Annotated in this window: 15 protein-coding genes; 14 read left to right on the top strand and 1 reads right to left on the bottom strand. The window is 28.8% G+C overall.

The features are described from left to right. Nucleotides 1-16 precede the first annotated feature (16 nt). A complete protein-coding gene (locus tag Q3223_RS02075) occupies nucleotides 17-1,126 on the bottom strand; it encodes an ABC transporter ATP-binding protein (protein ID WP_054271058.1) in 1,110 nt (369 codons plus the stop codon). A gap of 362 nt (nucleotides 1,127-1,488) precedes the next feature. Here Q3223_RS02075 and prmA point away from each other — a divergent pair, with 362 nt between their 5' ends. From prmA to Q3223_RS02145, 14 genes are all read left to right on the top strand, one after another. After that, nucleotides 1,489-2,436: a 50S ribosomal protein L11 methyltransferase gene (gene prmA, locus Q3223_RS02080; RefSeq protein ID WP_054271057.1), complete on the top strand. Its 948-nt coding sequence runs from the start codon at nucleotides 1,489-1,491 to the stop codon at nucleotides 2,434-2,436. 18 nt (nucleotides 2,437-2,454) lie between these two features. Next, nucleotides 2,455-3,213 (top strand): RsmE family RNA methyltransferase, encoded by a 759-nt coding sequence (locus Q3223_RS02085; protein WP_243192686.1) that lies wholly within the window; start codon nucleotides 2,455-2,457, stop codon nucleotides 3,211-3,213. 1 nt (nucleotide 3,214) lies between these two features. Beyond that, nucleotides 3,215-4,513: a tRNA (N(6)-L-threonylcarbamoyladenosine(37)-C(2))-methylthiotransferase MtaB gene (gene mtaB, locus Q3223_RS02090; protein WP_074178427.1), complete on the top strand. Its 1,299-nt coding sequence runs from the start codon at nucleotides 3,215-3,217 to the stop codon at nucleotides 4,511-4,513. 42 nt (nucleotides 4,514-4,555) lie between these two features. Further along, nucleotides 4,556-4,906: a histidine triad nucleotide-binding protein gene (locus Q3223_RS02095; protein WP_054271054.1), complete on the top strand. Its 351-nt coding sequence runs from the start codon at nucleotides 4,556-4,558 to the stop codon at nucleotides 4,904-4,906. A gap of 162 nt (nucleotides 4,907-5,068) precedes the next feature. Beyond that, a complete protein-coding gene (rpsU, locus tag Q3223_RS02100; protein ID WP_003416618.1) occupies nucleotides 5,069-5,248 on the top strand; it encodes a 30S ribosomal protein S21 in 180 nt (59 codons plus the stop codon). Between the two features lie 29 nt (nucleotides 5,249-5,277). Further along, entirely contained in the window at nucleotides 5,278-5,721 is a 444-nt protein-coding gene (locus Q3223_RS02105; protein ID WP_054271053.1) for a GatB/YqeY domain-containing protein, read from the top strand. Between the two features lie 110 nt (nucleotides 5,722-5,831). After that, nucleotides 5,832-6,329, top strand: a complete 498-nt coding sequence (locus tag Q3223_RS02110; RefSeq protein ID WP_054271052.1) for a TspO/MBR family protein — start codon at nucleotides 5,832-5,834, stop codon at nucleotides 6,327-6,329. Between the two features lie 192 nt (nucleotides 6,330-6,521). Then, entirely contained in the window at nucleotides 6,522-7,085 is a 564-nt protein-coding gene (gene hpf, locus Q3223_RS02115) for a ribosome hibernation-promoting factor, HPF/YfiA family (protein ID WP_054271051.1), read from the top strand. A gap of 215 nt (nucleotides 7,086-7,300) precedes the next feature. Then, nucleotides 7,301-7,537: a YabP/YqfC family sporulation protein gene (locus Q3223_RS02120; RefSeq protein ID WP_021385288.1), complete on the top strand. Its 237-nt coding sequence runs from the start codon at nucleotides 7,301-7,303 to the stop codon at nucleotides 7,535-7,537. Between the two features lie 12 nt (nucleotides 7,538-7,549). Then, entirely contained in the window at nucleotides 7,550-8,890 is a 1,341-nt protein-coding gene (yqfD, locus tag Q3223_RS02125; RefSeq protein ID WP_054271050.1) for a sporulation protein YqfD, read from the top strand. A gap of 37 nt (nucleotides 8,891-8,927) precedes the next feature. After that, the gene (locus tag Q3223_RS02130; protein WP_054271049.1) at nucleotides 8,928-9,944 is read left to right on the top strand and encodes a PhoH family protein; all 1,017 of its coding nucleotides are present in this window, start codon (nucleotides 8,928-8,930) and stop codon (nucleotides 9,942-9,944) included. Between the two features lie 56 nt (nucleotides 9,945-10,000). Continuing rightward, nucleotides 10,001-10,462, top strand: a complete 462-nt coding sequence (gene ybeY / locus Q3223_RS02135) for an rRNA maturation RNase YbeY (protein WP_021385287.1) — start codon at nucleotides 10,001-10,003, stop codon at nucleotides 10,460-10,462. A 5-nt stretch (nucleotides 10,463-10,467) separates the two neighbouring features. Continuing rightward, nucleotides 10,468-11,187: a diacylglycerol kinase gene (locus Q3223_RS02140; RefSeq protein ID WP_021385290.1), complete on the top strand. Its 720-nt coding sequence runs from the start codon at nucleotides 10,468-10,470 to the stop codon at nucleotides 11,185-11,187. Between the two features lie 118 nt (nucleotides 11,188-11,305). Beyond that, nucleotides 11,306-11,707 carry a cytidine deaminase gene (locus Q3223_RS02145; RefSeq protein ID WP_407811532.1) on the top strand — a complete coding sequence of 134 codons (402 nt, stop codon included), beginning with the start codon at nucleotides 11,306-11,308 and terminating at the stop codon, nucleotides 11,705-11,707. Nucleotides 11,708-11,723 lie beyond the last annotated feature (16 nt).

Genomic DNA, 11,723 nt, shown 5'->3' on the forward strand with positions numbered 1-11,723 from the left:
AAATAAGATTATATTCTTATCTTATAGCTAAAGTAGTTTCTTTGTCAAATATGTGTATTCTACTGTTATCAACTGAAAGTGTTAAGTCATCACCAACATTAATTCTGTTTTTACTATCAAATCTAATTGTTATCGTATTTTCACCTAATTTTAAGTGAGCATAAGTTTCTGCTCCCATAAGTTCTTTTATTTCAATCTTTGATTTAAAACAAGTATCTGGGTTGGATTTAATAAAAGCATCTTCTACATGAATATCTTCTGGTCTGATACCTATAACGACTTCATTATTAATATAATTGTCTTTTATTAAATTGTAGTGTTTTTCCTTATTCAATTTAAGTTTAATATTTTCATTTTGTGCATAGATTTCATTGTTCTCCTCTATTAATATTACATCAATAAAATTCATCTGTGGTGCTCCAATAAATCCTGCAACAAATATATTAGCTGGATAATCATATACATCTTGTGGAGTTGCAATTTGTTGAACTACTCCATCTTTCATTACAACAATTCTATCAGCCATAGTCATAGCTTCAACTTGGTCATGTGTTACATAGATAAATGTAGTTCCAAGCTGTTGGTGAAGTTTAGTTATCTCTGTTCTCATGGCAGTTCTAAGTTTTGCATCTAAGTTGGATAGGGGTTCATCCATTAAGAATACCTTAGGATTTCTAACTATTGCACGCCCTAATGCAACCCTTTGTCTCTGTCCTCCAGATAATGTTTTAGGTTTTTTATTTAAAAGAGGCGTTAAATCTAATATTTTAGCAGCTTCTTTAACTTTTTTGTCTATCTCATCTTTGGATAATTTTCTAAGTTTAAGTGCAAATGCCATATTTTCATAAACTGATAAATGTGGATACAGAGCATAGTTTTGAAAAACCATAGCTATATCTCTATCTTTTGGTTCTATATCATTGACTAGTTTATCTCCAATGTATAATTCTCCTTCAGAGATTTCTTCAAGACCAGCAATCATTCTAAGTGTGGTTGATTTACCACAACCAGATGGACCTACTAAAACGATAAATTCTTTATCATTGATATCTATATTTATATTTTTTACTGCATTAAATCCATTAGAGTAAAGTTTTGATATATTTTTTAAGATTACTTCAGACATTGTGTTCTCCTTAATATTTAAATTTTAATTATATAGTATCAAATTTTTTTATTCTATTAAATGTGTAAAATAGCCAAACTTTTTTGTTTAATAGTTTAATTACTATTATTTTTACATATAATGTAGATTATTATGTAATCTGTAAAAGAGATTAAAAGTGATATTTATTATTTTTTTAATAAAATTTAATAATATATGGTTTCTAAATTACTGTTTATATACTTAGCTTGGTAAAAAATGAAAAGTATATGTCATTAAGATATTACTATTAAAAATTTATAAAACAAAAAAGTATGATATTTATGATATAATAAAAGTTATGGAAAAACAGGAAGATTACTATAAAGAAGAGAGGTAAACTTATGAATAATTGGATAGAAGTAACTATAAAAACAACAACAGAAGCAGTTGAACCTATAACAAATATACTATATGAACAAGGAGCTGGTGGGGCTGTAATAGAAGACCCAAAAGACTTTCTATTTCAGAAGAAAAATGAATTAGATTGGGACTATGTTGAAGAAGAAGTATTTAAAAAGAATGAAGAAGATGATGTACTTATAAAAACTTACGTTTCAGAAGAAAAAAATGTGATGGAATTTGTCGAAATAATAAAGCAAAAAGTTTTAGGTCTAAAAGATTTTGGTATAGATATAGGTGAAGGAAGTGTATCATTAGACCAAGTAAATGAAGCTGATTGGGCAAATGCATGGAAGGCATATTACAAACCAACAAAAGTAGGACAAAGAGTAGTAGTAAAACCTACATGGGAAGATTATACTATGCAAGAAGGGGACTTAATAATAGAGCTTGACCCTGGTATGGCATTTGGTACAGGGACACATGAGACTACTAGTATGTGTATCAGAGAATTAGAAAAATATGTGAATAAAGATTCTAAAGTATTTGATATTGGTTGTGGTAGTGGAATACTTGCAATAGCAGCAGCCAAATTAGGGGCAAAAGAAGTTATAGCTGTAGATTTAGATGAAGTGGCAGTAAAAGTTGCAAAAGAAAATGTTATTGAAAATAAGGTAGAGGAAAATGTATCTGTAATGCATGGTAATTTAACAGATGTAATAAAAGATAAAGCTGATGTAATAGTTGCAAATATAATAGCTGATATAATAAAAATACTTGCAAAAGATGTTCAAAACTTTATGAAAGAAGATGCTATATTCATATCTTCAGGTATAATTCTGGATAAAGTAGAAGAAGTTAAAGAAAGTTTAATTGAAAATGGATTTGAAATAGTTGAAGTTCAAAAATTAGGTGAATGGTCAGCAATAGTTTCTAAGCTTAAAAAATAGAGGGTATGGTGGAGTATAATGGACAGATTTTTTGTTGAAAAAAATAATATAAATCTACAAGATAAAACTTGCACTATAGAAGGTGAAGATGTAAAACATATTTCAAAAGTTTTAAGATGTAAGTTAGGCGAGAAGCTTGAGGTATGTGACAAGAATAATAATGAGTATATTTGTGAGATAACGAATATAGATAAAAGTGTGGTTAATTTAAATATTTTAGAAAAAGTTGATATAAATAGAGAATCAGTACTTAAAATAAGATTATATCAAGGGCTTCCCAAAGCCCCAAAAATGGAGATGATACTTCAAAAGTTAACTGAAGTAGGTGTAGAAGAAATAATATTAGTTCAAACTAAGAGAAGTGTTACTAAAGTTGATGACAAAAAAGAAGACAAAAAATTTGAACGTTGGGAAAGAATAATTTATGAAGCAGCAAAGCAAAGTAAAAGAGGTAAAATACCAAAACTAAGAGGTATTTTAAGTTTTAGAGAAGCTTTAGAAGATATGAAGAAAAATAATATAAATATTTGCCCTTATGAAAATGAAAGAACAGTTTCAATAAAAGATGCACTTAAAAAGTGTGATTCTAATATAGATAGTGTTGGAATTTTTGTAGGTCCTGAAGGTGGATTTTCTGAAGAAGAGATAGAGCAAGTACAACAAGATAATTGTAGTGTTGTATCATTAGGGCCTAGAATATTGAGAACTGAGACAGCTTCTGTTGTAGCATCAACAATAACTTTGTATGAGCTAAGTGATTTAGGAGGAGAAAAATAAATTGAAAAAAGTAGCTTTTTATACACTTGGGTGTAAAGTCAATCAATATGAAACTGAGGCTATGTTAGAGCTATTTGAAAAAGATGGTTATGAACAAGTTAATAGTGAAGAATATGCTGATGTTTATGTTATAAATACATGTACGGTTACTCATATGAGTGATAGAAAATCTCGTCAATATATAAGACGAGTTAAAAAGAAAAATCCAGATGCAGTAATAGCCGTGGTGGGATGCTATTCTCAGGTATCTCCAGAGGAAATTTTGGATATAGAAGAAGTAAATTTAGTTATGGGTACAAATGACAGAAGAAAGATTGTTGAAGAAATTAAAAAGATAGATGCAAGTAAGAAAGTTAGTACAGTTGATGATATAATGAAGGTTAAAGCATTTGAAGAAATAGAAATCAGCCAAACTAACGGAAAGACTAGAGCATTTATGAAAATACAAGATGGGTGTGACAGATTTTGTACCTACTGTATAATTCCTTATGCACGAGGACGCGTTAGAAGTAGAGATATTGATAGTATAGTCGATGAAGTAAAAAAATTGGCTAATAATGGCTATAAAGAGGTCGTATTAACAGGAATACATGTTGCCTCTTATGGAAAAGATTTAAAAGATAAGGATATTAAACTTCTTGATGTAATAAAACAAATAAATGAAATAGATAAAATAGAGAGAATTAGACTTAGTTCTGTTGAACCAATCTTATTTACAGATGAATTTGTGAATGAAGTTTTAAAGATGGATAAAGTTTGTCCTCATTACCATTTATCACTTCAAAGTGGATGTGATGAAACTTTAAAAAGAATGAATAGAAGATACACAACTTCAGAGTACAAAACTATTGTAGATAGGTTGAGAAGTAAAATGCCAAATGTCGCAATAACTACAGATGTGATAGTAGGATTTCCAGGAGAGACAAACGATGAGTTTAAAGAAACATATGAGTTTTTAAAAGAAATAGAGCTTTCACAAATGCATATTTTTAAATACTCACCAAGAAAAGGGACTCCAGCTGCGACTATGGAAAATCAGGTTGACCCTCAAATGAAACATTTTAGAAGTGAGCAACTTTTAAATTTAAGCAAAGTAAATTTTAATAAATTTGCAAATAAATTTATTGGAAGTGAGTTAGATGTTTTATTTGAACAAAATACAGAAGGCAATAAATTTGAGGGACTAACATCAAATTATATAAGAGTTGTTGTTGAAAGTGACAAAAATATACAAGGTCAGATATTAAAAGTGAAAATAAATGATGTAAAAGATGAATATGTAGAAGGAATTTTGATATAACATGTAGAAATTATAATATTTATAAGATAGGAGGTGGAAAAAATGGATTGTATTTTTTGTAAAATAGCGAACGGAGAAATACCTTCAACTAAAGTTTATGAAGATGATAGAGTCTTAGCATTTAACGACTTAAACCCAGTTGCTCCATACCATATATTGGTAGTACCTAAAAAACATTACGATAGTGTAATTGATATTCCTGATAAAGAGATGGATATTGTGTCACATATTCATGTTGTTATTAATAAAATAGCTAAGGAGAAAGGTTTTGACCAAACTGGATTCAGAATCATAAATAATTGTGGAAGTGATGGAGGGCAAGAAGTTAAACATTTGCACTATCATATTTTAGCTGGTAAAAAGCTTCCTAATTACGAAGCGGGACAAAACTAAACTAAATTATTGAAAAATTGAGTTCCTTCTTGATAAAAATACTTGATAAAAGTAAAAATTTAGTTTATAATAAACAAAGTGTTAGGTTGTAATGCATATTATGCAAAAAGAACATAGTTACAGTCCCAGCATAATTGCGCTATTGGAGGGAGGGAAAAAGAAATGTCAGAAGTAAGAGTTAGAGAGAATGAAACATTAGACAGCGCTTTAAGAAGATTCAAGCGTCAATGTGCAATGTCTGGCATCATGTCAGAAGTGAGAAAAAGAGAGCACTATGATAAGCCAAGCGTTAAGCGTAAGAAAAAAGCTGAAGCAGCAAGAAGAAAAAACGCTAAGAAATAGTAGTAAATAAGAATAAAGAGGTGAAGGGGATGTCCCTTAAGCAAAAGTTACAAGAGGATTTGAAATCTTCTATGAAAAACAAAGATACAGTGAGAAAATCTGTAGTAACTTTAATAAGAGCTTCCATTAAACAGTATGAGGTTGATAATAGAGTCGAACTTGATGAAGATGGAATTATCGATGTAATAGCAAAGCAATTAAAGCAACGTAGAGATGCATTAGTTGAATTTGAAAAAGCTGGAAGAGAAGACTTAATAAAAGAAACAGAAGCTGAAATTGAAGTTTTAAAAGAGTACCTACCTCAACAATTAAGCGAAGAAGAGTTAGAAGAAATTGTAAAATCTACTATATCTGAAGTAGGAGCAACTTCTATGAAGGATATGGGAAAAATAATGTCAGTTATCCAACCAAAGGTTAAAGGAAGAGCTGATGGAAAACTTATAAATAAGTTGGTAAAACAAAACTTACAATAGATTGATATAGCCTAGAGAGAAATCTCTAGGCTTTTTATATTTTTTGAGAATAACAAGTCATATTTGAGCATATCTATAATCAAAGAAAATTTTGAAAGAAGGGGAAGAATTTGATTATATCAGTAAAGGAAATTAGAAATTTTTTGATAAACATATTGATACCATTAATAATAGGTTATTTAAGTAGTGTTTTAACAATGATTATTAGTGGGACAGATATCTCAACCTACTATTTACAGCTCACAAAGCCAAGCTTTGCACCACCAGCATTTATCTTTCCGATAGTTTGGACTATATTGTACATATTGATGGGTATATCTTCATATTTAATATTAAGAAAGGGTTACAATTTACCTAAAGTAAGAGATGCAATCTTTTATTATGGGTTACAACTTGCATTAAATTTTGTTTGGACTATATTATTTTTTGGATTTGGACTTAGATTTACAGCTTTAGTAGACATAATAATAATGATTTTGGTTTCTGTAATAATGATTTCAAAGTTTTCTAAAATAGATAAGAGAGCTGGATACATAAATTTGGTTTATTTGATGTGGCTTGTTTATGCTGGATTCTTGAATTATTTTATATGGTTTATTAATAAATAGAATGTAAAGATTCTGTAAATTACCCTGTACTTTTAATAATATCATATCAAATAAAAAATGAATAGACTATTAAAAAGAATCATTTTCATATACAATAATATTAATTTAAATATAATAAATTTATCAAAATTGTATTTAAAGATTAACATATTAAAGTATTAGAATTGGAAAGGCTTGAAGGGAGAGGTTTTTATGCAAATAATAGTATCTGGGAGACAAATGAAATTAACTGACGGAATAAAAGGATACGTAGATGGAAAATTAAGTAGGTTAGAAAAATACCTTGATCCTGAATCAGAAGTGAAAGTAACAGTAAGTGCGAAAAAGGATAGACAAAAAGTTGAGGTCACAATAATTCCTATTAGTGGGCAAATAATAAGAGCAGAAGATGTAGAAGATGATTTATATGCAGCAATTGACATTGTTTGTGACAAATTAAGTAGACAAGTTGTCAAGTATAAAACTAAAGTTAAAGACAAAGGTCAAAATAATAAGAGCATAAGATTTGAAAATGTTGACTTTATAGATAACAGCAGTGAATTTAATGATTATGATTATGATGATGAAGAAGATGAAAATATAGTTATAGAAAGAAGAAAGAAATTTAATGTAAAACCTATGAGTTCAGAAGAGGCAATACTTCAAATGGAATTGGTAGGACACAATTTCTATATGTTTAGAAATCAAGATAATTTTGAAATAAACATAGTGTATAAGCGTAAAGCTGGTGGATATGGTTTAATAGAACAAGACTAATAAAAAAATTGTATACATTGTAGATTCTATATAAGAAAAATAAAAAGGTAATCATGTTGATTTTTTATCAATATGATTACCTTTTTATTGTTTAAATAATATATTAATTATTAGGGTATTTATTGTATAAAAATTTTAGAACTAATCTGTTATAACATCAATAAAGTGCATAAATACCTATTTCAAGCATAAAATTAATTAAGGGGGTAATGCTTATGTTAGAAATATCCACTGATTTACAGGTAAATCAACCAGTTGTTACTGTTACAGGTAATACGTTTATTAGTATAGAAAATTATCTATCAATACTTGAGTATGAAGTTGATTTAATAAGAATAAAGACCAAAGTTAAAACGATTAAAATATCTGGTGATAAACTTTCGCTTAAGTATATTACTGATAGTGAGATAGGTATAAAAGGAATTATCTACAATATGGAGTATGTTGATTAGGAGGAGATACACTTGATAAGCTTTATAAGGGGATACTATGTTATAGTTGTGGAAGGAGTAGGACTTGAACAATTTTTAAATCATCTTATAAGAAATGGGATAAGTGTTTACAATGTAACTAGAATAAAAAATACTAAAATTGAGTTTCATATAGATAGACAAGATATAAAAGAATTTAAGAATATTTATAGAGGCAGTAAGTTTGAGATAAAGGTAAAACAAAAAACAGGGGTTCCTTTTATTATTAAAAGAATTTATAAGCACAAAGGTATGTGGATTTGTGCTATTCTCTCTTTATTTTTATTGATGTCGACATCGCAGTTTGTGACAGATGTATATATACAATCTCCTGAAGGTATAAAAAAAGAAGCTCTCAGAAGTGAGCTTTACAAGGTTGGAGTAAGGCCAGGAGTTTATAAGAAGAGTATTGATAGAAAAGAAGTTAGAGACCATATGATGTCGAAATTTAATGATGTGGCGTATTTATCTATTAATGTAAAAGGAACAAATATATTTGTTACTGTTACGAAAAAAGCAGAATCCCTAAAATCTACAGACCAATCAAATTATTGTAATGTAATTGCTTTAAAAAATGGTATAATAGAAAAGGTAATCCCTAGAAGTGGTAAATCCGTTATTAAATCTGGAGATATAGTACAAAAGGGAGATGTATTGCTAAATGGAGCTAATACAAAATCAATACCAGAAGTATGGGCAAGTACTTTTTATGAATCTGCCAAGAAGGCAAGTTATGTGGACACTGTAAATAAAAAGACAGGAGAAAAGAAAAACATATACACAATAAGCTTTTATGATAAAGAATTTACAATGAGGAAAAATATAAAATATAAAAATTATGTTGTTGAAAATAAAGAAAAAAAATTAGCAATAGGAGATTATACTTTTCCAATAAAGATAAAGACGAGTACCTTCTATGAAACAAAAAAAGTTGAGGTAAAAAGAAATAAAGAAGAGTTGAAAAAAGAATTATCTGAAAAAGCTTTAAAAGAGTTAGAATACATAATCCCAGCTTCGGCTAGAATAATAGATGTAAAACATAACTTTAAGGTTAATAAAAACATGTTAGAATATTTAATAACAGTTCAAACTAGTGAAAATATTGCTAAAATTTATCCTCTTAGTAAATCAGAAGCAGAAAGATTTATAAAGGAAGAAAGTAAACCAAAAGAAGGAGAAGAGGAAGTTCCTTCTAATCCAGAAAAAAGACCATTAAATGATATAAGAAATGACTTTGATGAGGATACTAAAGATAATAATAAAAATAACTCTAATGAAAATAATAGTAATCAAAATAGTAACAACAGTCAAAATAATAATAGTAACAATAACTAATAAAATTAAACTTAAAACTTGAGGAGGAACAATTCAATTGATAATACAAAAAAAATTTACAATAGCAGATGGAAATTTTGAAAGAGAATTATTTGGAAATTTTGATGAAAATGTAAAATTAATAGAGAAAACTTTAAATATAGATGTGATACTTAGAGAAGGCAATATAATTTTAATTGGAGAAGAAAAAAATGTAGATTCTGCACTAAAGCTTATGAATGAATTGCATCAAACTGTATCAAATGGTAAACATTTAGATAAACAGAGTATTTCTTATTCGTTATCCCTTTTACTTGAAGGTAGTGAACAAAAAATAAAAGAACTTGAGGGAACCATTGTTATAACACAAAGAGGGAAAGCTGTTCAACCTAAAACACTAGGTCAAAAAGAATATATAAAGCTTATAGAAAATAATGATATAACTTTTGGCGTTGGACCTGCTGGAACAGGAAAGACTTACCTTGCAGTAGCTATGGCAGTAAAAGCCTTTAAAAGAGATGAGGTTAGTAGAATTATACTTACAAGACCAGCTGTGGAAGCTGGGGAGAGTCTAGGTTTTTTACCAGGGGATTTAAAGGATAAAGTTGACCCATATTTAAGACCATTATATGATGCATTATTTGAAATGTTAGGTGCTGATAAATTTAATAAATATTTGGAAAGAGGCACTATTGAAGTTGCACCACTTGCTTTTATGAGAGGTAGAACACTTGATAATTCTTTTATAATATTGGATGAAGCTCAAAATACTACTTCAGAGCAAATGAAAATGTTTTTAACTAGATTAGGATTTGGCTCTAAGGCTGTAGTTACAGGTGATATAACACAAACAGATTTACCACAAAATAAGAAAAGTGGTCTAATACAAGCTACAGAGATTCTTAAAGGAGTTCCAGGGATTGGGTCTATAATGTTAACAGATAGAGATGTTGTAAGACATGAGTTAGTACAGAGGATAATAAGAGCTTATGAGAAACATGATAAAAGAGAAGAATTTAAAAAAGAAGAACGTAAAAAAATGAAAATACAGGAAAAGACTTTCAAAAGAAAGTAAAAGTGTAGTAATATAGATGTATAGCATTATTAATGAATAAAAAGTAGGTGTAATTAATGGATTTGATATTAGATGATAGACAAGATAAATTAGAAGTAAATGAAGAGCTAATTGAAAAGATAAAGGATATAATCATAGAATGTTTGGATTATGAAGGATATGATGATAATTATGAGGTGAGTCTTTCTTTTGTAGATAATAAAGAGATTCATGAGTTAAATAGAGAATATAGAGGTGTTGATAGAGCAACTGATGTTTTATCATTTCCTCTTTTAAGTGATGATTTTGAGGATGTTGAGTTAGAAGAAGAATCTCTAGGTGATATAGTAGTGTCTCTTGAAAGAGCTTTAGAACAGAGTATAGAGTATAACCATAGTTTTGAAAGAGAAGTGTGTTTTTTAATATGTCATAGTATGTTTCATCTTTTAGGTTATGACCATGATACAGATGAGAATACAAAGGAAATGAGAGAAAAAGAAGAACATATATTGAATAAGTTAAACATAACAAGGGAGTAGTTTTTATGAAACCAGGAAAAACTCGTCAAGGTATAATTAAAGCTTTTAATGCAGCTATAGAAGGGATATTGTATACATTTAAATTTGAAAGAAATATGAAAATACACTATTTAGGCTCAGTTGCTGTGCTTATAATAAGTTTGTTTTTTAACTTCTCAAAATTAGAAATGATAATGTTATTAATGTCTATATGTTTAGTTGTAGTTGCTGAGATGTTTAATACAGCTATAGAAAAGGCTGTTGATTTAGTGACTGATGAATACCATGTACTTGCTAAGATAGCAAAAGATGTTGCAGCAGGTGGTGTTCTAGTGGCAGCACTAAATTCAGTAGTGGTTGGATATATTTTATTTTATGATAAATTGACAGATATATCTGGGATATTAATTTATAAGATAAGAGAATCAGAATTACATATAACCTTGATATGTATATTATTGGTTCTTATAGCTGTAGTGGTTGTAAAAGCATTGACTTCTACAGGAACACCTCTAAAAGGAGGTATGCCAAGTGGTCATGCTGCATTAGCATTTGCTATAGCAACTGCAATTACACTTATGACTGAAAGAGTAGTTGCGTCTACTCTTGCATATATAATGGCTGTATTAGTTGCCCAAAGTAGGATTGAAGGAAAAATACATACATTTTGGGAAACTATAGCTGGAGCTTTGTTAGGTGTATTAATAGCTATACTAGTGTTTCAGCTTGGAATGTTCTACAATTAAAATAAATGTACATAAAATGTTTAAAATAAAACAAATCTGTGCTAATTAAATTTTTATGATATAATGTAGAGTATTAAATAAAAATAACTTTTAATTATTGTATACAGGAGGAGATGTTGTGGATAACATAGAATTGTTAAAGTTGGCAGAAAATGCCAGGCAACATTCTTATGCTCCTTACTCTGGTTTTAGAGTAGGTGCAGCTCTTTTAACTAAGAGTGGTAAAGTTTATACTGGGTGTAATATTGAATGTGCATCATTAGGTGGAACAAATTGCGCAGAAAGAACAGCTATTTTTAAAGCAATATCAGAAGGAGACAAAGATATATATAAAATAGCTATAGCAAGTGACAACTCAGAAAATAATGAGCAAACATATCCTTGTGGAATATGCAGACAGGTAATTATAGAGTTTGGTTCTGATATAAAAATAATAACAGGATATACTAAAGGAGAGGTTTTTGAGCAAGATATAAAGGATTTGTTGCCAAACTATTTCTCTAGAAATGATTTAAAATAGATTTAAAAAATATAAA

Source organism: Clostridioides sp. GD02367, assembly GCF_045900275.1.
GTDB classification, from domain to species: Bacteria; Bacillota; Clostridia; order Peptostreptococcales; family Peptostreptococcaceae; genus Clostridioides; species Clostridioides difficile_A.

Coding starts and splice junctions, on each gene's coding strand:
- Q3223_RS02075 (WP_054271058.1), bottom strand. CDS start 1,126: ATGTCTGAAGTAATCTTAAAAAATATATCAAAACTTTACTCTAATGGA.
- prmA (WP_054271057.1), top strand. CDS start 1,489: ATGAATAATTGGATAGAAGTAACTATAAAAACAACAACAGAAGCAGTT.
- Q3223_RS02085 (WP_243192686.1), top strand. CDS start 2,455: ATGGACAGATTTTTTGTTGAAAAAAATAATATAAATCTACAAGATAAA.
- Q3223_RS02095 (WP_054271054.1), top strand. CDS start 4,556: ATGGATTGTATTTTTTGTAAAATAGCGAACGGAGAAATACCTTCAACT.
- rpsU (WP_003416618.1), top strand. CDS start 5,069: ATGTCAGAAGTAAGAGTTAGAGAGAATGAAACATTAGACAGCGCTTTA.
- Q3223_RS02105 (WP_054271053.1), top strand. CDS start 5,278: ATGTCCCTTAAGCAAAAGTTACAAGAGGATTTGAAATCTTCTATGAAA.
- hpf (WP_054271051.1), top strand. CDS start 6,522: ATGCAAATAATAGTATCTGGGAGACAAATGAAATTAACTGACGGAATA.
- Q3223_RS02120 (WP_021385288.1), top strand. CDS start 7,301: ATGTTAGAAATATCCACTGATTTACAGGTAAATCAACCAGTTGTTACT.
- ybeY (WP_021385287.1), top strand. CDS start 10,001: ATGGATTTGATATTAGATGATAGACAAGATAAATTAGAAGTAAATGAA.
- Q3223_RS02140 (WP_021385290.1), top strand. CDS start 10,468: ATGAAACCAGGAAAAACTCGTCAAGGTATAATTAAAGCTTTTAATGCA.